This window comes from Clostridium yunnanense (genome assembly GCF_016595795.1).
In the GTDB taxonomy this organism is placed as follows: Bacteria; Bacillota; Clostridia; order Clostridiales; family Clostridiaceae; genus Clostridium_AR; species Clostridium_AR yunnanense.
The window spans coordinates 225,783-247,731 of the sequence record NZ_JAENHN010000037.1 but is presented as its reverse complement, the minus strand read 5'-3'; the positions used below and the strand labels follow the sequence as shown (position 1 = coordinate 247,731).

Below are 21,949 nucleotides of genomic sequence, written 5' to 3'. Positions count from 1 at the left end.
TATGATATAATAAAAAAATATGAAATTTATTATTACGGAGTGATAGGATGATATTAGATAGATTAAACTTTATAGAAAATAAGTATGATGAACTTTCAGTAAAAATATCAGACCCATCTATCATGGCTAATCAGAACGAGTGGAGAAAACTTTGTAAAGAACATGCGGAACTAGAAATAGTTGTGAATAAGTATACACAATATAAAGATGTTTTAGATGAGATAGAAACCAATAAAGAAATGTTAGCTGAAGAAAATGATAGAGAAATGAGAGAAATGGTTCAAGAAGAGATAAAAGATCTTTCTGAACAAAAAAATGCATTAGAAGGTGATTTGCAAGTTTTATTACTTCCAAAAGACCCTAATGATGATAAGAACGTATTTATAGAAATCAGAGCAGGTGCTGGTGGAGAAGAAGCAGCGCTGTTTGCTGCAAATCTTTTTAGAATGTATACAAGATATGCTGAAAACCATAGATGGAAAGTTGAGCTTATGAGTACAAATGAAACTGATATTGGTGGATTTAAAGAAGTTGTATTCATGCTAAAGGGTGATAGCGCATATTCAAGACTTAAGTTTGAATCAGGCGTTCATAGAGTTCAAAGAGTTCCAGATACAGAATCAAGTGGTAGAATTCATACATCAACTGCTACGGTGGCTGTACTACCTGAAGTTGATGATGTAGAATTAGATATAAGTGAAAAAGATATTAGAATTGATGTATTTAGAGCATCTGGTCACGGTGGACAGTGTGTAAATACAACAGATTCAGCTGTAAGAATAACGCATCTTCCAACAGGACTTGTTGTATCTTGTCAAGATGAAAAGTCACAGCTTAAGAATAAAGAAAAGGCTATGAAAGTTTTAAGATCAAGACTTTTTGAAAGAGCTGAGGCTGAAAGAGCTGCTGGTATAGCTGAAGATAGAAAGAATCAAGTTGGAACAGGGGATAGAAGTGAAAGAATAAGAACATACAACTATCCACAAGGAAGAGTGTCAGATCATAGAATTGGATTAACGCTTTATAAACTAGATTCATTTTTAAATGGAGACATGGAAGAAATGATCCAAGGTCTTATAACTGCAGACCAAGCTGAAAAGATGAAAGCTATGGGAAATACTGAGTTTTAATTAGTTTGATTTTTAAGCCTTACATGAAAATGTAGGGCTTAAATAATACGATTAATAAAGGAGAGTAGCTACTATGCATATCTCAAAGGCGGTAAAGAAACAAAAAAAGTCGTATAGATTATTTTTGTTAAGTATGTTATTTCTCTTTTTTTCTCTACCTATAATAGTATTTCTTCTAGGGAAAACTACAATATTTTATACTAGTTATTTGACATTTTTAGAGGTCTTCATATTAATTGCTATTTTAGCTGTTGCAAATAGTATAGCTATTGATTTTAATTGTTCAAATAACAAGCTAAAGATAAGAACAGGAATTTTGAAAAGTGAAAATGTTATATTATGTGATAAAGTTGTTTTAGTACATACTGAAGGAAAAGACGAAAATATGGAAATTATAATTGTCACTACAGTAAAGCTTAGAAATAAATTTATGAAGCCTATAACAAAAAACTTTTTTAAAAAGTATCCTTACGTTGCAAATGAGTATAGAAAAATAAAAATACTTAAGCCTGAAGAACTATATTATTTTACTATTATAAAACATGGAGGACTCTTAAAATATCAGTTGTTAGATTTGGTATATAGGAATTGTGTTAAAGCAGTATATACGGATCTAAGTATAGAGAATGTAAAAATTGCAAGAGGCCAACTTGAGATTTAAGATCTAGAGGAAGTGAATTGTTTTGAAAACAGAAGTGAGAATAATTAATAATATTGAAGAAAATGTAGAGGATATTAAAAGAGCAGCAGAAAGCATAAAAAATGGTGGGACGGTAGTTTTTCCAACTGAAACAGTATATGGACTTGGAGCTGATGCTTTAAATGAGAATGCAGTAAAAAAAATATTTATTGCAAAAGGTAGACCTCAAGATAATCCGCTTATTATTCACGTTGCAAGCAAAGATATAGAGAAGTATGTTGAAGACATTCCAGAAGTTGCAGAGAAACTGATGAGTAAGTTTTGGCCAGGACCTCTTACTATTCTATTTAACAAGAATGCTATTATACCGGACATTACTTCAGCAGGACTTAGCACTATTGGAATAAGAATGCCAGAGGATAAATTAGCACTTAAGCTTATAGAGTTTTCTGAAACGGCTATTGCAGCTCCATCTGCAAATATATCTGGTAGACCGAGCCCTACTGATATATATAGATGCATTGAAGATTTAAATGAGAAGGTTGATTTTATAATTGGAGGCAATGAGAGCAATGTAGGATTAGAATCAACTATAATTGATTGTACAGTAACTCCGCCTTGTGTGCTTAGGCCTGGAGGTATAACTTTAGAGATGCTTAAAAAAATAGATCCTGAGGTGTATATAGATGCTGCAGTTATGAAGAAACCATCCGATGATATTAAACCTAAGGCGCCAGGTATGAAGTATAGACACTATGCACCTAAGGCAAAGGTTTCAATTGTTGAAGGTTCTTTAGAAAAAAGTGTTGAAAAAATAAATGAAATAGTGCAAAATTATATAGAAAAAGGGTTTCGAGTTGGTATCATGGCTACAGAAGAAACTAAGAATTTATACAAAGAAGGAAATGTTATTTCACTTGGAAGTAGAAATAATATTGAGGAAGTAGCCAAAAGTCTTTTTGAAACATTAAGAAAGTTTGATGATTCGGCAGTAGATTATATTATTAGTGAGGCATTTACTGAAGAGGGGATAGGTCTTGCCATAATGAATAGATTAAGAAAAGCTGCTGGGTTTGATATAATAAAAGCTTAAATTGGAGGGAAGTATGAATATTCTTTTTGTGTGTACAGGTAACACTTGTAGAAGTTGTATGGCTGAAGCTATATTTAACAGCAGCTGTGATATAAATGGTGTAAGAGCATATTCAGCTGGTATTTCAATAGTTCCTGGTAGCAAAACTTCCAAGCACTCTGCTAGTTTAGTCATGAATAATCTATCTTGCGATATTAGCGAAAGATCAGCAGTGCAGTTAACTTCCGATATGATAGAAAGCGCTGATTTAATATTGACTATGACTAGCTATATGAGAGATTTAATAGCTTCAAATTTCCCTAAAAAATCGAATAATGTATTTTCATTATGTGAATATGCTGGCGTAAAGGGCGAGATTTCAGATCCATACGGCGGTTCTATTGACGTCTATTCAAAAACATATGATCAATTAAAAAATATAATAGGTAAAGTATTGGTAAAAATAAAGGAAGATAAAGGCATTTTTTAATGCTTTAGTCTTCTTTTTTTATAAATTTTGGAGGTGTAATTATGAAAATAGCAATTGGAAGTGATCATGGTGGATTCAGGCTTAAAGGTGAAGTTATAGAGCACTTAAAATTAAAAGGGATAGAAGTAAAGGATTTTGGTACATTAACTGAAAGTTCTTGTGATTATGCAGATTATGCCATTCAAGTTGCAGAAGCAGTAGTGACAAAACAGTTTGATTTTGGTATATTAATTTGTGGCACTGGTATTGGAATTTCTATAGCTGCAAATAAAGTTCCAGGAATAAGAGCTGCAGTTTGTGCTGATACTTTTAGTGCACATGCTACAAGACAACATAATGATGCTAATATTTTAGCTATGGGTGAAAGAGTGGTAGGCACTGGATTAGCTTTAGATATTGTTGATACTTTTCTTTCAGCTGAATTTGAAGGTGGAAGACACACAACAAGAATAGATAAAATAGCTGATATAGAAAAAAAATATAATAGATAACATTGGAGGAATTTTTTTATGAGTAAAGTTACACAAATTGGACATCCGTTAATATTACACAAACTAGCATTTATAAGAGATAAGCACACAGGTTCAAAGGATTTTAGAGAGTTGGTTTCAGAAGTTTCTATGCTTATGGCATATGAAGTTACTAGAGATTTTCAAATGGAAGAAGTGGAAATAGAAACACCTATATGCAAAACTAAATGTAATATGTTAGCAGGTAAAAAGGTTGCAATAGTTCCTATTCTTAGAGCAGGACTTGGAATGGTTGATGGTATGCTTAAACTAATACCAGCTGCAAAAGTAGGACACATAGGTTTATATAGAGATGAAGAAACTTTACAACCAGTTGAGTATTTTTGTAAATTACCTCAAGATATAGCTGAAAGAGATATAATAGTAGTAGACCCTATGCTTGCAACTGGTGGTTCCGCTGCTGATGCAATAACTCTTTTGAAAAACAAGGGTGGTAAAAATATCAGACTTATGTGCTTAATATCATCACCAGAAGGAATCAAACATGTAACTAGTGTTCATCCTGATGTAGATGTTTATGTTGCAGCTATAGATGAAAAGTTAAATGAACATGGTTATATAGTTCCTGGACTTGGGGATGCTGGAGATAGATTATTTGGTACTAAGTAAGAGGGCGTTATGCCCTTTTTACTAATTTGGGGTGGAGTATAATGGATAGAAGAGATAAACACAATTATTATTTAGATATTGCAGAAACTGTTCTAGAAAGAGGAACTTGTTTAAGAAGAAATTATGGATCTATAATAGTAAAAAATGATGAGATAATTTCTACTGGATATACTGGAGCACCAAGAGGTAGAACCAACTGTATTGATTTGAAAAAATGCAGAAGAGAAGAACTTAACGTACCAAGAGGGACTCATTATGAACTTTGCAGAAGTGTTCATAGTGAAGCAAATGCAATTATAAGTGCTTCTAGAAAAGATATGATTGGTGCTACATTATATTTAGTAGGTAAAGATGCAAATACAGGTGAATTTGTGAAAGATGCCAATTCATGTGCGATGTGTAAAAGGCTTATTATAAATGCAGGTATTGAGATGGTTGTTATAAGGGATACTAAAAATGAATTTAGGATTGTTTATGTAGATGAGTGGATAAACAAAGATGACTCACTTAGTACTCAAACAGGTTATTAATTTTTTTGTTTTAAATTAACAAAGAGTTGCAAAATACATAATTATAATATAAACGTATATGAAACATAAATTTGCATAAGTTAGTTTGTGATAATTAAAATAACAACAACTTAAGTGTTGTTAAAATGTTCAAATTTTCATAGGTTTGATTTAGGAGGAATAAATTTGAATACTATAAAGATTATGACTATATTTGGAACAAGACCAGAAGCAATTAAGATGGCACCGTTAGTTAAAGAACTAGAAAAGAATAGTAATATTGTCTCTAAGGTGTGTGTAACTGCTCAACATAGAGAAATGCTTGATCAGGTGCTTGAGCTTTTTGATATAGTACCTGATTATGATTTAAATATAATGAAGACTAAGCAGACATTAACAGGTATAACTAATAGAGTGTTAGAGGGGCTTGAAGAAGTGTTTGAGGCTGAGAAACCAGACATGATACTAGTTCATGGGGACACAACAACAACCTTTGCTGGTGGGCTTGCTGCGTTTTATAAGCAGATTAAAGTTGGTCATGTTGAGGCGGGACTTAGGACTTTTGATAAGTACTTTCCGTTTCCTGAAGAGATGAATAGAAAGTTGACAGGAGCTATAGCAGACTTGCACTTTGCTCCAACTAAAGGGTCAAAAAATAATCTTCTTAGGGAAGGAATAACTGAAGAAGATATATATATAACAGGTAATACTGTAATAGATGCTATGAAACATACTGTTGAAAGTAATTATGTTTTTGAACATGAAGAACTTAACTATATAGATTTTGACAATAAAAAGGTAATAATGATTACTGCCCATAGAAGAGAAAACTGGGGCGAAGGAATAGAAAATATTTGTGATGCTTTAAATCATATAGTTGCAGAAAATAAAGATGTAGAACTTGTATATTTAGTTCACTTGAATCCTGTTGTTAAAGATGTAGTTTTTAGCAAGCTTGAAGGAAAGGAAAGGATTCACCTTCTTCCTCCTCTAGATACAAAACAAACTCATAACTTAATCAATAAGAGTTTTATGGTAATGACAGATTCAGGTGGACTTCAAGAAGAAGCACCTCATCTAGGAAAGCCAGTTCTAGTTCTTAGAGATGTAACTGAAAGACCAGAAGCTGTTGAGGCTGGTACAGTAAAGCTGGTTGGTACTGATGTGGAGACGATAGTAAGAGAGGCTAATGCATTAATAAACAATGACGAAGCATATAATGAGATGAGTAGATCGATAAATCCATATGGTGATGGTAAAGCGTCTCAAAGAATAGTTAAAGCTATATTAAAGTATTTTAATGTAACTTCAGAAAAAGTTGAAGAGTTCTAATCTTGTTATTTTTTTAACTGGAAGTAGTGATTTTACTACTTCCTTTTTTATTTTATATTTATTATATTGTAAGGTGCTATTTTTGCTACAAAACTATAGATAAATGTATATATAAATATATGAAAATTCATACAAACACTTTTATTTTGAAAAAAAGTATGGTAAAAATTCTAATATTGTTAATCATTATTAATTACAAAAAGATATATATTACCGTGAATTTCTTGATTATATAAATAAATGAAAAAAGATTATTTCGCTTTAAATTGCCATTGAAGATAATAATTAGTGAAAATAACAACTGTGTTTTAGATTGTGTTTTTTTTAACAATAGCTATTGATAAATATATGAAAAATAGTTATAATAAATAAAGAAGTTAAATATTGATAAAAAATTGTCTAATAATAAATAAACCTAGGAGGTAATTTTCATGAGAGAAGTTGTTATTGCAAGTGCAGTTAGAACTGCAGTTGGTTCATTTGGTGGAGCACTAAAGGACGTTCCAGCTGTAGATTTAGGAGCACTAGTTATAAAAGAAGCATTAAATAGAGCTGGAGTAGATGGAGCTTTAGTTGATGAAGTTATAATGGGTAATGTTATTCAAGCTGGACTTGGTCAAAACGTTGCAAGACAAGCGGTTATAAAGGCAGGTCTTCCAGTAGAAGTTTCAGCTATGACAATAAATAAGGTATGTGGATCAGGGCTAAGAGCAGTTAGTTTAGCAGCTCAAATGATTAAAGCAGGAGATGCTGATGTAGTAATCGCTGGTGGTATGGAAAGCATGTCTCAAGCTCCATATTTACTTAAGACTGCAAGATTTGGTCAAAGAATGGGCGATGGTAAAATGATCGACTCTATGATAAATGATGCCTTAACTGATGCTTTTAACAACTATCACATGGGTATTACTGCTGAAAATATAGCAGAACAATGGAATCTTACTAGAGAAGAGCAAGATGCTTTTGCAGCTGCGTCACAACAAAAAGCTGAAAGGGCTGTAAAAGAAGGAAGATTTAAGGATGAAATAGTTCCAGTTGTAATTCCTCAAAGAAAGGGAGAACCAAAAGTATTTGATACTGATGAATTCCCAAGATTCGGAACAACTGCTGAAACACTAGCTAAACTTAAACCTGCATTTAAGAAAGACGGAACAGTAACTGCAGGTAATGCTTCAGGTATAAATGATGGAGCTGCGGCATTTGTTGTAATGAGTGCAGAAAAAGCTGCAGAGTTAGGAATCAAACCATTAGTTAAGATAGTTTCTTACGGATCAAAAGGTCTTGATCCAACAATAATGGGATATGGTCCATTCCATGCTACTAAGAAGGCTTTAGAAGTTGCTAACTTAACAGTAGAAGATTTAGATTTAATAGAAGCTAATGAAGCTTTTGCTTCCCAAAGTTTAGCTGTTGCTAAAGACTTAAACTTTGATATGAGCAAAGTTAATGTAAATGGTGGAGCTATTGCATTAGGACACCCAGTTGGAGCTTCAGGTGCAAGAATACTTGTTTCATTACTTCACGAGATGGAAAAAAGAGATGCTAAAAAAGGTTTAGCTACTCTATGCATCGGTGGAGGATTAGGAACAGCTTTAATAGTAGAAAGAGTATAATTAAAACAGCCCATTGTAGGGCTGTTTTTTACTGTATAAAGATATACAACTTCGATCCGAAATCTATTTTTAAAACTCTCACGGATTCTGGTGAGAGGATTTAAAAATAATAAGTTTTACCACGAAGCTGTACAGCTATATATAGAAATAAACAACGAAAGTGAAACCTTCATAATGCTTTTTTGTTTTGAAAGGTTTTAGTAATAGTCAGTTGTTAACTCAGATGACGGAATATGTCAAGTATTTATATTTTGACTAAAATAAGTTCTTTATATTATGAATAAATATAGTAAAAATATATAGAATAATTATGAGTTGAAATATATCTAAAGTTTGAACTACGCACTTGAAAACTAAAATTTGTGGTTAATGAAAAACGTTTATCTAAATTTAGATTAAACTAACAGAGTATAATCTAAGTGACTAAAGTTGGTTAATTAATGTAAGAAGCAGATGTTAAAAATAGCAATAAGCAAATATGCAAGAAAAAGTGCGAAAAGATTCAGTGGATTTTAAAACTTTTATTATGGTTAAGAATGAAGAATTCATTAGATAAAGCATGTTCAGAGTTGTTTTGATACTGAATGGTGCAATAATATAAAAATTTTTTTTGAATAATTATAATAATGTTTATTCAATTGTGTTAAAAGATTTTAATATTAATATCTTGAAAAGTTTAATGTAATTCAATATAGTGTTAAAAAATAATGATTTATAAAAAACTTTATGTAATAAAATGTATTAAATGTAGTTTTGAAAATGTTATCATAGAGTATATTGTAGAAAAAAATATATTTTTAAATATTCGGAAAAATGATTGATTCTATAATATATGTTGCGGAAAAAAAGAAAAATGAAATTTCCAAGAGATATAGGACGTATTAGTGAATTACTAAGAGGTAATTTCACTTATTTAGCTTAAATAAGCTATTTAAGAACGAAATCAAAACTTTAAAGTAAGGACATACAGTAATATAATAATTTCGTGCTCGACATTAGGGGAGAATGATATGGATCGAACGGTATCAAAGTTTATTTTCGGAGTTTTTAGAGCAAACTTACTTATAGGGTTAAGTATTTCACTATTACTTACGAAATTATATAATATGAGCGTAGCGCTAGCGTTTTTTACAGGCATAGTAGTCTCATCAACAATATTAATAATTAAAGGTTATAGTATACATACTTTACTTAATTTTTCGAAAAAGAAAAGTGTTTTATTGGCATATATAGGTTATATGCTCCAATTTGTAATCATTATTGCAGTTGCTTTTTTATTTATTAGTGATTATATTTGTTTGATAGCCTATATACTGGGTACATTAGCTCAGTTTTTAGGTATTATTTTATATTGTTTTATAGATAGGAAAGGAAGTGATTAGGGTTGGTAGAATTAGATCCCATTATTGTTTACAAAGTTCCTATTGGCGGAACGACATTTAATATAACTTTGGCTCTAGTTATAGAATGGATTGTCTTGGTTATTATTGCAGCAGCATGCATAATTTCTACAAGAAATCTTAAAAAGATTCCAGATAAAAAACAAACTGTGCTTGAAGCCATATATGAATTTGTAAATAATACTGTAGTAGATAATATGGGTGAGAGCTTTAAAAGTTTCGTACCTTACATTGGTACAATTGGTGTTTATCTGTTATTTTTGAATCTTATAGGTCTATTAGGATTCAAACCACCGACTATGAATATTAATGTTGTTATTTCATTTTCGTTGATGACTTTTCTTTTAGTTCATGGAACTGCAATTAAGAGGGTAGGATTTGGACATTACTTAGGTGGATATGCAAAACCATTTTGGCCTATGTTACCTCTTAATATTTTGGAGAGAGCTATTTTACCAGTTTCATTGAGCCTAAGACTTTTTGGTAATATTTTAGCTGGAACTGTTTTAGTTGAACTAATATATTATGCACTTCATCACATAAGTTGGTTTGCCCAATTAGGTATTCCGATATTATTTCACGGATACTTCGATATATTCGATGGGCTTATACAAATGGTCATATTTGTAATGTTGACCATGATAAATATTAAAATTACAGTTGAGCATTAAAAACACATTTTTAAGGAGGATTTTGGAATGGATATTAGATTATTAGGAGCAGGTATAGCGGTATTAGCAGGTCTTGGAGCAGGTATAGGTATTGGTATTGCAACAGGTAAAGCCGTTGAAGGTATATCAAGACAACCAGAAGCTAGTGGTAAGATAACAACTACATTATTGATTGGTGCTGGATTCGCAGAAGCAACAGCTATTTATGGACTATTAGTATCTATATTATTAATATTTGTTGTAAAGTAACGTTAAAAGCTATTAGTAGGCAAATAAATTATTGTTTGGAATTTTAAATATAATAATTAGTTTTGCTCCGAAGGGAGGCTAAGATGTAGATGTTGGAGATAAAATGGCCAGAGGTCTTAGCAGCATTAATTAATCTTTTGGTTCTATATGCTATTGTTAAACACTTTTTCTTTGGAAAAGTAGGTAAGGTAATTGAGGATAGACAAAGCGATATACAATCAAAGCTTGATAAAGCTGATGAGGACACTGAAAAAGCTAGAATGTTATTATTAGAAAACGAAAGAGTTTTAAGATCTGCTAAGGATGAAGGTAAGAAAATTACTGAAGCTCAAAAACAAAAAGCAGATAAGATTTATGAAGAAATTGTAGAGCAAGCAAAAACTGAAGCTCAAACTTTATTAGATAGAGCCACAGTAGAAATAAACAGAGAAAAGCAGAAAGCAGAACAAGAAATAAGAGAGCAGGTTGTCGATTTAGCAGTGCTTATTTCTACAAAAGCTCTTGAAGAAAGTATTGACGAGGATAAGCATAAAAAACTTATCAATGACTTTATTGCTAAGGTAGGTATCTAATTATGTATGAATATTTAGATAGAAGATACGCACTTGCTCTTTATAAAATAGCAGAAGAAAAAGGAAAAGTTGAAGAATATCTTCAAGATCTTAGGGAGATATGTGATTTAGTTTACAATAATCCTGACTTCTTTGAAGTTATTAAACATCCGCAAATAAGTACAAATAAAAAGAAGAAGACTTTTATTAATATATTTAAAGAAAAAATTGATGATGAATTACTTTCTTTTCTATTAATATTAATAGAAAAAGATAGAATTCTTTATTTAAGACAAAAACTAGATCAGATGGAAAAAATCTATCTAGAAAGAAATAATACACTTATCGCAAACGTGAAAAGTGTAATTCCTTTAGAAGAGATACAATTAAAAAGTTTGAAAGAAAAGCTTGAAAAGAAATATGATAAAAATATTATCTTTGAGCAAGAGATTGATAAGAGCATAATAGGTGGACTTTACGTTAGGGTCGGAAATGACGTTATTGACGGAACAATAAAGCTAAAGCTTGAAGAGATGAAGGGCCTAATGCTTAAGAGAGAATAGAGGTGAATCCATGAATATTAAACCGGAAGAGATAACATCTATAATTAAAAGAGAAATAGAAAAATACGAAAAGCAAATCGAAACTGTAGATTCAGGTACAATTATTCAGATCGGTGATGGTATTGCTAGAGTTTACGGTTTGGATGATTGCATGGCAGGTGAACTTCTTGAATTCCCTAACAATGTCTATGGAATGGCTCAAAATTTAGAACAAGATAACGTAGGATGCGTTCTTCTAGGTTCTGAAGAAGGGATCAAAGAAGGGGATATTGTTAAGAGAACTGGAAAGATAGTTGAGGTTCCAGTAGGAGATGCCTTAATTGGAAGAGTTGTAAATTCATTAGGTATACCAATAGATGCTAAAGGACCAATAAAGAATGATGGTTACAGACCAATAGAAACACCGGCTCCAACTATAATTGATAGAAGTTCAGTTAATGAACCTCTTCAAACTGGTATAAAAGCTATCGACTCAATGATTCCAATCGGAAGAGGTCAAAGAGAACTTATAATTGGAGATAGACAAATTGGTAAGACTGCTATAGCTATAGATACAATCTTAAACCAAAAAGGTAAAGATGTTATATGTATATACGTAGCTATAGGTCAAAAACAATCTACAGTTGCTCATATATTTAACACTTTTACTGAAATGGGAGCAATGGATTATACTATAATAGTTGCATCCACTGCAGCTGATTCGGCACCACTTCAATATCTAGCTCCATATGCTGGATGTTCAATGGGTGAATATTTTATGAATCAAGGCAAACATGTATTAATAGTATATGATGATTTAACTAAGCATGCTGTAGCTTACAGAACGATGTCCTTACTACTTAAGAGACCACCAGGAAGAGAAGCTTATCCAGGAGATGTTTTCTACATTCACTCAAGATTACTTGAAAGAGCAGCAAAGTTGTCTGCTAAGAATGGTGGAGGTTCATTAACTGCGCTTCCTATAATAGAGACACTAGCTGGTGATATCACGGCTTACATTCCAACAAATGTTATATCCATAACAGATGGTCAGATATTCCTTGAGTCAGAACTATTCAATGCAGGTCAAAGACCAGCGGTTAACTCAGGTATGTCGGTTTCCAGAGTTGGTGGTAATGCACAAATAAAAGCTATGAAACAAGTTTCAGGTACCTTAAGACTAGAACTTGCTCAGTATAGAGAACTTGCAGCTTTTGCTCAATTTGGTTCTGACCTCGATAAAGATACTCAAAGAAGACTTGAAAAAGGTAAGAGACTAATAGAAGTGTTAAAGCAAGATCAATATTCAGGTATGGATGTTGAAAAGCAAATAATAATCCTTTATGCTGCTGTAAATGACTTCTTATCTGATATAAAAGTATCTGACGTAAAAGCGTTTGAAAAAGACTTCTTAGAATATATTGATACACATCATAGAGATATTCCAAAGTCAATTGCTGAAGGTAAAGTTTTAACTGATGAAATTAAATCAAGCCTTGAGCAAGCAATAGCAGAATTTAAGAAGATATTTTTAGCATAGCTTTTTTAAGCTATGCAATCTTTTAGGAGGTGGAATGGATGGCAGGAGCTGGACTTTTAGATATAAAAAGAAGAATTAAGTCAGTAACCAACACCAAAAAGATAACTAAAGCCATGGGACTTGTTGCCACTTCTAAACTAAGAAAAGCTAGAATGGAATTGGAAACCAATAATAGATATTTTAATTCTATCCAGAAAGTTGCAGACGAGTTGATAAAGTCTATAGATGATGATAATAGCAGTAGTTACATAAAAGGAAATGAATCAGCGAAAAAACTGTATATTGTGCTTACTTCAGATTCTGGTCTGTGCGGAGGCTTCAATCATGGTGTGGCTTCTAAGTTACATGAAGTAGCTGGTTTAGATACTTTAAATAATGTTGTTATGGTCGTTGGTCAAAAAGGTATATCGTATGTAAAAAAATATGGCTTTGAGACAACAGCTGAATATGTTCAAATTCCAGATGTACCTACTGTTAAAGAAGCAAAGACTGTAGTTGAGCATGCTTTAAGGTTATATAAAAACAATGAAGTTGGCGAAGTTAATGTAGTATATACTCATTTTTACTCACCAGTTAAACAAGTAGTAACTGTTGATAAACTTTTACCAATAGTTAAAGATGAAGACAAAAATGCAAAAAGAAGTGATTTCTTAATAGAGCCGAATAATTCATCAATTGTTGAAAATACATTTAATGTATATTTTAGGGGGAAACTTCTTAATTCATTACTTCATTCTAAGGCAAGTGAACAAAATTCAAGAATGCAAGCTATGGACGGAGCTACTAAGAATGCTAATGATCTTTTGGATGCATACAATATTAAATATAATAGAATAAGACAAGGCGCTATTACTCAAGAAATTAGTGAAATAGTGAGTGGAGCAAATGCGCAAAAATAGTGAGGAGGTATACTAATGCCTGGCAGTATAGGAAAAGTAGTTCAGGTTATAGGACCTGTTATTGATATCAAATTTGATACAGATGCACTTCCTAATATATACAATGCTATTGAAATAGATATGGGAGACCATACAGTAATAGCAGAAGTTGAACAACATATTGGAGATGACATAGTTAGAGCAATAGCTATGGAAGCTACAGAAGGACTAAGAAGAGGTATTGATGCTGTTGATAGCGGAAAACCAATTACTGTTCCAGTTGGTCAAAATGTTTTAGGAAGATTATTTAATGTTTTAGGAAAGACTATGGACCAAGAAGGAGACGTTACAAGTGAATTTAACTATCCTATCCATAGAGCAGCACCAACTTTTGCTGAACAATCTGTTGAGCCTGAAATGTTTGAAACTGGAATTAAGGTTATAGATTTATTAGCACCATATCAAAGAGGCGGAAAGATAGGCCTATTTGGTGGTGCAGGTGTTGGTAAGACAGTTCTTATACAAGAACTTATAAATAATATAGCAAAGCAACACGGTGGATTATCAGTATTTACAGGTGTTGGTGAAAGATCAAGAGAAGGTAATGACCTTTTAGCCGAAATGAAAGAATCAGGGGTTATCAAAAAGACTGCACTAGTATTCGGTCAAATGAATGAACCACCTGGAGCAAGAATGAGAGTTGCTCTTACAGGACTTACAATGGCTGAATATTTCAGAGATCAAGGCCAAGACGTACTTTTATTTATAGATAATATATTTAGATTTACTCAAGCGGGATCAGAAGTTTCAGCACTTCTTGGAAGAATGCCTTCTGCCGTTGGATATCAACCAACTCTTGCTACTGAAATGGGTGCTTTACAAGAAAGAATTACATCAACGAAGCATGGATCAATTACATCGGTTCAAGCAGTTTATGTGCCTGCCGATGACTTAACTGACCCAGCTCCAGCAACAACATTTACACATCTTGATGCAACAACAGTTTTGTCAAGAAGTATTTCTGAACTTGGTATCTATCCTGCAGTTGATCCACTAGATTCAACTTCAAGAATTCTTGATCCAAGAGTTGTTGGTAGAGAGCACTACGATGTTGCTTCAAAAGTTAAACATATACTTGAAAGATATAAGGAATTACAAGATATCATAGCAATACTTGGTGTTGATGAACTTTCAGAAGAAGATAAATTAATAGTTGGAAGAGCTAGAAAAGTTCAAAGATTCCTTTCACAGCCATTTACAGTTGCAGAGCAATTTACAGGAATGCAAGGAAAATACGTTCCAATTGCTGAAACTATAAGAGGTTTTAGAGAAATACTTGAAGGAAAACATGATAATCTTCCTGAGTCAGCTTTCTTATTTGTAGGGTCAATAGACGAAGTTGTAGAAGCTGCAAAGAAGATGTCCTAATTAGGGCACATAGAGGAGATTAATTATGAATACATTTAATTTACATTTAATTACTCCTAATAGAGAAATATTCTCTGGAGATGTTATTAATATTCTTTCAAAAAATAGTGATGGTGACTTTGAAATTTACTCAAATCACGTTGCTTATATAACTAATACAATACCTACAGTAACTAAGTTTGTGGATGCTAATAATAAGGAATATTCTGTGGTTACTTCCACAGGAATAGTTCAATTTAAAGATAATGAGCTGATTTTTGCTTGTGATTCGGCTGAATGGCCTGAGGAAATAGATGCTAGAAGAGCAGAACAAGCTAAAGAAAGAGCAGAAAAGAGACTAGAAGGTTCTGTAGATATAGATGTATATAGAGCTAAAGTAGCCTTAGCAAGAGCTATGGCTAGATTACAGATAAAGAAATAGGCTCTTAAAAAGCAAGTCAATTGATGACTTGCTTTTTTTTATAGAAAAAGCTAGAAAAATAAAACTTATTTTCATAAAATAATTTATAATAGGAGATGCACAAAAAACGCTGAGAAGATAATTTTAGCGGTTTTGTTTTCTAAAATTAAATAAATATTATTTTTACTTATATAATTTATGATTAATTAACAGAAACTAAATGTACTGAAAAATACAAAATAATATAAGTGACATTTAATGTAATATTCACACTTTTTACCAAAATAGATATATTAATAATATATCTATTAATATTCAAGTAGATTTAAGCTTGTGTAAAATATTCGTATACTACATTTTATCAAAGTCCTTAAGTAGTTGTACAAAGGGAAAAATGGAATTATATTGAATAAAAGCACTAAACTTGGACAATAATCAAATAGAAAGGGCGGGATGTTATGAGGATAAAGTATTCTTTATTATCAGCTATTCTATTGATTTTTTCTTTTTGTTTATTTTGTCAAAGTATAAGTGTCGACTATGATTCAATATCTAATAATATACTCAAAGAAAATTCAGCAAAAATTATCGAGTGTGGTGTGAAAGTACAATATAAGTCGAAGAAAAGTTTTGATGATATATGTCAAAATATCTTCACAAATGTAAGTAGATCATACGTTATAGTGTCTAAAGAAATTAAACCAAGCTACTTTGATATAACCTTCAAAAAAGATAATATAGCTTATGAAATATTTGCGAGTGTTGAAGATAGTGTTACTATGGTTTCAGCAACATCTATAGCCACAGATAATAGAAATGAGACAAATGGTTTAAAGAAACAATTAGAAAAAGTACTATACGATGCCTCAATAGATGTACAATATTTTAGCTATGTTAAGGGCAAGATAATTACAGATAACATCAAAAATAACATAGAATTAACAGAAAGAGCCCTTGTTAAGTATGGTGGAGCTGCAGATGTAGATACTATTAAGCTAAATTCAGGTTTTACTGGTGTAGCAAGATTAAAAGACAACACAGCCATAAACTATGCTATTAGTGAAAATGATAAAGGAACATACTTAATTATTGGTACACCAATAATTTTTATAACATACTAACAAGGTTAATGGAGGATAATATGGATAAAATCAGAGTTAAGGGTGGGAATGAACTATCAGGTGAAATAAAAGTAAGTGCAGCAAAGAATTCTGTTCTTCCGATAATTGCAGCAAGTATATTAGGTAACGACAAAGTTAAAATAAATAACGCTCCTATGCTTGAAGATGTTTATGTAATATGTAATGTGTTACAGGAACTTGGATGCAATATATCTTTAGATAAAATAAACCAATCTATAACTGTTGATTCATGTAATATAAAACCTATAAATGCTAATAATGATTTAGTAAAAAAAATGAGAGCTTCATTTCTTATTATGGGACCAATGCTATCTAGATTAGGATATTGTAAACTTTCGCTACCTGGAGGATGTAATATAGGAAGTAGACCTATAGATTTACACTTAAAAGGATTTAAAGCCCTTGGTGCAGAAATTGAAATTGGGCATGGATATGTAGAGGCTAAGGCAAAAAGACTTGTAGGAAATAGGATATATCTAGATTTTCCATCAGTTGGTGCTACAGAAAACATAATTATGGCATCAGTTTTTGCAAAAGGAACTACAATAATTGAAAATGCAGCTGAAGAACCTGAAATTAAAGATTTAGCTGATTTTCTAAATTCAATGGGTGCTATGATTGATGGTGCTGGCAGAGGGAAAATAGTAATAGAGGGTGTTGATAATCTTAAAGGAACTGAGCACACTCCTATATATGATCGTATTGAAGCAGGAACTTACATGATTGCAGGTGCTATAACACATAGCAAAATCAAAGTAATAGGAACAAATGAAGAGCATTTAAGACCAGTGATAGAAAAACTTAAAGAAAGTGGAGTAAAGATTGAAATCTCAGAAGAAGAACAGAGTATAGTTGTTGACGGAAGAAATATAATAAAATCTGTTGATATTAAGACTATGCCATATCCAGGCTTTCCTACCGATATGCAAGCTCAAATGATGAGTTTATTAGCTCTGGCTAATGGAGTGAGTGTCATAACTGAAACTGTATTTGAAAACAGATTTATGCATGTTTCTGAGCTATCTAGGATGGGAGCAAATGTAAAGATTGATGGAAGAACTGCTCTCATAGAAGGTGTTCCTAAAATTACAGGTTGTGAGGTTAAGGCCACTGATTTACGTGCTGGAGCAGCGTTAATAATAGCTGGATTAGCTGCAGAGGGTGAAACAGATATAACTGATATATATCACATAGATAGAGGTTATGTTGAAATAGAAAAGAAACTAAGATCTATAGGAGCTACAATAGAAAGGTACTCTGCAGATTAATATATTTTGGTCATATTTAATGAATTTAAATTGAATAGTTAACCTATCAATTCAATAAAACTCAGATTGCTATTAAAGTAATCTGAGTTTTATTTTTATGCTAAAATAAAAAATTATGTAAGTGTATGGGATTATATATGTAATATATTAATAAGTTATATGAATAATTAGCATAAACAAAGTTTATTAAAGATATAAAAGGTAATAATATGTTCCTCAAAGCATATAAATTTATTATAGAAAAAATAAATATTTACAAAGGTCAAAAAATTGGAGACCGCGTTTTAACGCTAACAAGAAATGTAGGAGGAGCTTATGAGAGTTGGTAATGGAATAAATAAAAGATATATATGGGGCTTTGGAATAGTCTTTTTTGTTTGTTTTTTTATACCTATTTTGATTTCCTTATTACAAGGAAGTAGTAGTAATTTTAACAAAAACATATCGAATATAAAGAATTTTATTTATGATAATAATAATAAGGGGTCAGAGGGTAACAATCTAAATGTTAATAAAATAAAGGTATATAGAACTGATGCTAAGAAGATTGAAGAGATGGACTTAGAACAATACCTATATGGTGTAGTTGCTGCTGAGATGCCTGTTAATTTTAATTTAGAAGCATTAAAGGCTCAAGCGGTGGCTGCAAGAACTTTTGCTGTAGCAAGAGTAATAAATAAGTGTTCTCAGGCAAATGGTGGTGACATATGCGATTCAACACATTGTCAAGTGTATATAGATAAGAATAGTAAGATAAATCAATGGGGTAAAGATAAAGCAGAAGAATATTGGAATAAAATTGTACAAGCAGTTGATAGTACCAAAGGACAAATTTTATCTTATGGAGGTTATTTAGTGGTGAATCCACAATATTTTGCTGTTAGTTCAGGCAAGACTGAAAGCTCCAAAGAGGTGTTCGGTAATGATATACCTTATCTTGTTTCGGTTGATAGCCCAGGGGAAGATAAGGCTACAAAATATAAAAGTACTGTTTCTTTGACTTATGATAAATTTATTAGTTTGATTAGTGGTAATTATAAAGATGCTGGACTTAAGAAGGCTTCATTGAAATCTCAAGTAAAGATTCTCTCTAGAACAGAAGGTGGGGGCGTAAATGAGGTTTCACTGGGAAAGACTACTGTTAAAGGGACAGAGCTTAGAAAACTACTTTCACTAAATTCAACTAATTTTTCAATATCCTATTCTAACGGAAAAATAGTATTTAATTGCATTGGTTATGGACATGGAGTTGGACTTAGTCAGTGGGGGGCAAACGCCATGGCTGGATCTGGAGATGATTATAAGAAGATATTAAAACACTATTATACTGGGATTGATATACTTGGTATAGAAGCGGTTAAAGCAAAGTAGAGGAGATTTTAAATAAATATATAACTCCCAATTATTGTTGAGTTATAAATATAGAATTAGGCAATACTAGAAATATATGTATTGCCTAATTCTTTTTTATTATAAAGGAAAATATAAGGTTTTACTGCTGTTAAAACTATATACTTTAAAGGTTTTTATCAACATTTTGTAGAATTTTGTTGGAATTTATATGAAAAAAATATAGGAAAAAATGTATTTTTTAGTAGTGTAAGGACAGACTAGTTAATGGAGGTGTTCATATGGACAAAAAAAATAACAAATTTTTAAGCTTTTTTAAGAAGGAGGGTTTTTACGTAATTCTATTCGTGTGCTTATGTGTAGTAGCCACATTTGCAGCAATAACTGCAAGAAACAACTCTAAGAAAGCAACAACAGAAGCAAATAAGAGTAATGTTGCTATGAATATAAATGAGTCAGATAAGTCTACTACTCAAATGCCAGATGCTGAACAAGTAAAGAAACCCACAACTTCAAGTAACGCGACTGGAGTGACTGTTCCAAATACTAAGACTGTTACAAATACATCAAAGGTAACTTTTAGTAACCCTATTTCTGATGGAGCAGTATCTAGAACATTTTCAGATGGATCAAAACCAATTGAGATTAAAGGTTTTAATGTTTGGACTACAGTGGTAAAAGGCATTGGTGTTAATGCAAAGAAAGGCACTACAGTTACCGCTGCAGCAGATGGAAAAGTTACTGAGATAGCAAATGGAGATGAATTTGTAGGAACATATGTAGTGATTTCACATTCTAATGGAATGAAAACAGTTTATACAAATTTAGACCCTCAAGTTTCTGTTAAGAAAGATGAAGTGATTAAAGCTAAACAAACAATTGGTAAAGTTGGTGACACAGCAAGAATGCTTAAGTTTGAGTCATATGCTGAACATTTAGGTTTTCAGATACTTGACTCAAAAAATCAACAAGTTGATCCAAGTAAGTATATAAAATTCAATACAGCAGCAAAATAATTACTTTTTATTCAGTCATTTTCTAAATAGAAGATGACTGAATACTTAGAAAAAGTAATTTAGTTTAAAGGTAGTGCATATTTATTAATATAGCTAATTAAGGAGGTAGCATTTTGAAAGACTACATTGAGGAAAGAGTCTTAGAAGTTGCACAGTATATTATCGATTCAAAAGCTACAATTAGGAAAACAGCAAAAGTATTCGGAGTAAGCAAAAGTACGATTCACAAGGACATGACAGAAAGATTACCAAAGATCAATCCAGTAATTGCTCAAAAGGCAAAGATTATATTGGATTTGAATAAAGCAGAGAGACACATAAGAGGAGGAAAGGCTACAAAATTAAAGTATAAAGCTATTGAAGGTTAATCACATTCCATGTATAATTTATATGATAAATTATGTAAAAAATGCTCAAATTATGTTTATATAAATAGAATTTTAGGAGTGAATTGGAATGTGGTTTTTGGGAATGGGAACAGATATAGGAATTGATTTAGGTACGGCGACTGTGCTTGTTTATATAAAGGACAAAGGCGTCGTTTTAAAGGAACCATCTGTAGTTGCTATAGATAAAAACAGTAATAAAATATTAGCTGTTGGAGAAGAAGCAAGACAGATGATTGGAAGAACACCAGGAAATATTGTTGCTGTACGTCCACTTAGAGACGGTGTAATTTCAGATTATGATATGACTGAAAAAATGCTAACATATTTTATAAGAAAAGGGTGTGGAAAGAAAAGAGTATCGGCGCCTAAAGTCATGGTATGTGTCCCTTCTCAAGCTACTGAAGTAGAAAAAAGAGCCATAATTGATGCTTCAAAAAATTCAGGTGCTAGAACAGTTTATTTAATAGAAGAACCTCTGGCAGCTGCGGTAGGTGCTGGAATTGATATAAACAAGCCAAGTGGCAATATGGTTGTTGATATCGGTGGAGGTACAACAGATATAGCTGTAATTTCTTTAGGGGGAATTGTAGTAAGATCTTCTATAAAAATTGCTGGTGACAAATTTGATGAAGTAATCATTAAATATATAAGAAATAAATATAAACTAATGATTGGTGAAAGAACAGCAGAAGATTTGAAAATTAATGTTGGTTCTGTGTTTAAGGACTTAAGAAACCTTACTATGCCAGTAAAAGGAAGAAACCTAATAACTGGACTTCCAGATGTTGTAGATATAACTACTGAGGAAATAAGGATAGCTTTAAAAGAAACTGTAAGGATGATTTTAGAAGCAGTTCACTCTGTATTAGAGAGAACACCACCTGAACTAGCAGCTGATATTATAGAACATGGAATAATAATGACCGGAGGCGGTGCATTATTACATGGACTTGATAAATATTTAGAATCAGAGATAGGTGTTTCTGTAAGAGTAGCGGATGATGCAATTTCCTGTGTTGCAATGGGGACAGGCATTGCTCTAAAGAACTTTGAAAAATTAGAACTTAATAAGGATATGGAAGTTGAACTTGTTGAGTAGTAAAAGGGACAGAATATAATTCTGTCCCTTTTACTATGTAGAAAATTATAAAGTTTTTAAGTTATTATAAGAGAAATATTTCAATAGGTTTATTAGATTTT

General features: G+C 31.8%; 24 protein-coding genes. All 24 read left to right on the top strand.

Annotation, left to right across the window (positions count from 1 at the left end):
* Positions 1-47: 47 nt before the first annotated feature.
* The 24 genes from prfA to mreB all read left to right on the top strand — a co-directional run bounded on the left by prfA (position 48) and on the right by mreB (position 21,848).
* Positions 48-1,130: a peptide chain release factor 1 gene (gene prfA, locus JHL18_RS12550; RefSeq protein ID WP_200269640.1), complete on the top strand. Its 1,083-nt coding sequence runs from the start codon at positions 48-50 to the stop codon at positions 1,128-1,130.
* Positions 1,131-1,203: 73 nt separating this feature from the next.
* Complete coding sequence (locus tag JHL18_RS12545) at positions 1,204-1,791, top strand: hypothetical protein (RefSeq protein WP_200269637.1); 588 nt, start codon at positions 1,204-1,206, stop codon at positions 1,789-1,791.
* A 22-nt stretch (positions 1,792-1,813) separates the two neighbouring features.
* On the top strand, positions 1,814-2,863 hold the full coding sequence (locus tag JHL18_RS12540; RefSeq protein ID WP_200269635.1) for an L-threonylcarbamoyladenylate synthase: 1,050 nt from the start codon (positions 1,814-1,816) through the stop codon (positions 2,861-2,863).
* A 13-nt stretch (positions 2,864-2,876) separates the two neighbouring features.
* Positions 2,877-3,332 carry a low molecular weight protein arginine phosphatase gene (locus JHL18_RS12535; RefSeq protein WP_200269633.1) on the top strand — a complete coding sequence of 152 codons (456 nt, stop codon included), beginning with the start codon at positions 2,877-2,879 and terminating at the stop codon, positions 3,330-3,332.
* Between the two features lie 41 nt (positions 3,333-3,373).
* Positions 3,374-3,823, top strand: coding sequence for a ribose 5-phosphate isomerase B (gene rpiB, locus JHL18_RS12530; RefSeq protein WP_200269631.1), 450 nt, complete (start codon positions 3,374-3,376; stop codon positions 3,821-3,823).
* Between the two features lie 18 nt (positions 3,824-3,841).
* Positions 3,842-4,471, top strand: coding sequence for a uracil phosphoribosyltransferase (gene upp / locus JHL18_RS12525; RefSeq protein ID WP_200269629.1), 630 nt, complete (start codon positions 3,842-3,844; stop codon positions 4,469-4,471).
* Between the two features lie 41 nt (positions 4,472-4,512).
* A complete protein-coding gene (locus tag JHL18_RS12520) occupies positions 4,513-5,001 on the top strand; it encodes a deaminase (RefSeq protein WP_200269627.1) in 489 nt (162 codons plus the stop codon).
* A gap of 165 nt (positions 5,002-5,166) precedes the next feature.
* Positions 5,167-6,312, top strand: a complete 1,146-nt coding sequence (wecB, locus tag JHL18_RS12515; protein ID WP_274600955.1) for a non-hydrolyzing UDP-N-acetylglucosamine 2-epimerase — start codon at positions 5,167-5,169, stop codon at positions 6,310-6,312.
* A gap of 431 nt (positions 6,313-6,743) precedes the next feature.
* Positions 6,744-7,925, top strand: coding sequence for an acetyl-CoA C-acetyltransferase (locus JHL18_RS12510; RefSeq protein ID WP_200269625.1), 1,182 nt, complete (start codon positions 6,744-6,746; stop codon positions 7,923-7,925).
* Between the two features lie 1,010 nt (positions 7,926-8,935).
* Positions 8,936-9,307, top strand: coding sequence for a hypothetical protein (locus tag JHL18_RS12505; protein ID WP_200269623.1), 372 nt, complete (start codon positions 8,936-8,938; stop codon positions 9,305-9,307).
* A gap of 2 nt (positions 9,308-9,309) precedes the next feature.
* Positions 9,310-9,996 (top strand): F0F1 ATP synthase subunit A, encoded by a 687-nt coding sequence (locus tag JHL18_RS12500; RefSeq protein WP_200269621.1) that lies wholly within the window; start codon positions 9,310-9,312, stop codon positions 9,994-9,996.
* A 27-nt stretch (positions 9,997-10,023) separates the two neighbouring features.
* Positions 10,024-10,245 carry an ATP synthase F0 subunit C gene (gene atpE, locus JHL18_RS12495; RefSeq protein ID WP_200269619.1) on the top strand — a complete coding sequence of 74 codons (222 nt, stop codon included), beginning with the start codon at positions 10,024-10,026 and terminating at the stop codon, positions 10,243-10,245.
* A gap of 92 nt (positions 10,246-10,337) precedes the next feature.
* Positions 10,338-10,817 (top strand): F0F1 ATP synthase subunit B, encoded by a 480-nt coding sequence (locus JHL18_RS12490; RefSeq protein WP_200269941.1) that lies wholly within the window; start codon positions 10,338-10,340, stop codon positions 10,815-10,817.
* A gap of 2 nt (positions 10,818-10,819) precedes the next feature.
* Complete coding sequence (locus tag JHL18_RS12485; RefSeq protein WP_200269617.1) at positions 10,820-11,359, top strand: F0F1 ATP synthase subunit delta; 540 nt, start codon at positions 10,820-10,822, stop codon at positions 11,357-11,359.
* 10 nt (positions 11,360-11,369) lie between these two features.
* A complete protein-coding gene (atpA, locus tag JHL18_RS12480) occupies positions 11,370-12,878 on the top strand; it encodes a F0F1 ATP synthase subunit alpha (RefSeq protein ID WP_200269615.1) in 1,509 nt (502 codons plus the stop codon).
* A 38-nt stretch (positions 12,879-12,916) separates the two neighbouring features.
* Positions 12,917-13,777 (top strand): ATP synthase F1 subunit gamma, encoded by an 861-nt coding sequence (gene atpG, locus JHL18_RS12475; protein ID WP_200269613.1) that lies wholly within the window; start codon positions 12,917-12,919, stop codon positions 13,775-13,777.
* A 15-nt stretch (positions 13,778-13,792) separates the two neighbouring features.
* Positions 13,793-15,184 carry a F0F1 ATP synthase subunit beta gene (gene atpD / locus JHL18_RS12470; RefSeq protein ID WP_200269611.1) on the top strand — a complete coding sequence of 464 codons (1,392 nt, stop codon included), beginning with the start codon at positions 13,793-13,795 and terminating at the stop codon, positions 15,182-15,184.
* A gap of 25 nt (positions 15,185-15,209) precedes the next feature.
* Positions 15,210-15,605, top strand: coding sequence for an ATP synthase F1 subunit epsilon (gene atpC, locus JHL18_RS12465; protein ID WP_200269609.1), 396 nt, complete (start codon positions 15,210-15,212; stop codon positions 15,603-15,605).
* A 437-nt stretch (positions 15,606-16,042) separates the two neighbouring features.
* Entirely contained in the window at positions 16,043-16,705 is a 663-nt protein-coding gene (locus tag JHL18_RS12460; RefSeq protein WP_200269606.1) for a hypothetical protein, read from the top strand.
* A 20-nt stretch (positions 16,706-16,725) separates the two neighbouring features.
* The gene (gene murA / locus JHL18_RS12455; protein ID WP_200269604.1) at positions 16,726-17,994 is read left to right on the top strand and encodes a UDP-N-acetylglucosamine 1-carboxyvinyltransferase; all 1,269 of its coding nucleotides are present in this window, start codon (positions 16,726-16,728) and stop codon (positions 17,992-17,994) included.
* 315 nt (positions 17,995-18,309) lie between these two features.
* Positions 18,310-19,365 carry a stage II sporulation protein D gene (spoIID, locus tag JHL18_RS12450; protein WP_200269602.1) on the top strand — a complete coding sequence of 352 codons (1,056 nt, stop codon included), beginning with the start codon at positions 18,310-18,312 and terminating at the stop codon, positions 19,363-19,365.
* A 260-nt stretch (positions 19,366-19,625) separates the two neighbouring features.
* Positions 19,626-20,360, top strand: a complete 735-nt coding sequence (locus JHL18_RS12445) for a M23 family metallopeptidase (RefSeq protein WP_200269600.1) — start codon at positions 19,626-19,628, stop codon at positions 20,358-20,360.
* Between the two features lie 113 nt (positions 20,361-20,473).
* Positions 20,474-20,728, top strand: coding sequence for a sporulation transcriptional regulator SpoIIID (gene spoIIID / locus JHL18_RS12440; protein ID WP_183278713.1), 255 nt, complete (start codon positions 20,474-20,476; stop codon positions 20,726-20,728).
* Between the two features lie 88 nt (positions 20,729-20,816).
* Complete coding sequence (gene mreB, locus JHL18_RS12435; RefSeq protein ID WP_200269598.1) at positions 20,817-21,848, top strand: rod shape-determining protein; 1,032 nt, start codon at positions 20,817-20,819, stop codon at positions 21,846-21,848.
* The last annotated feature ends 101 nt before the right edge of the window (positions 21,849-21,949 follow it).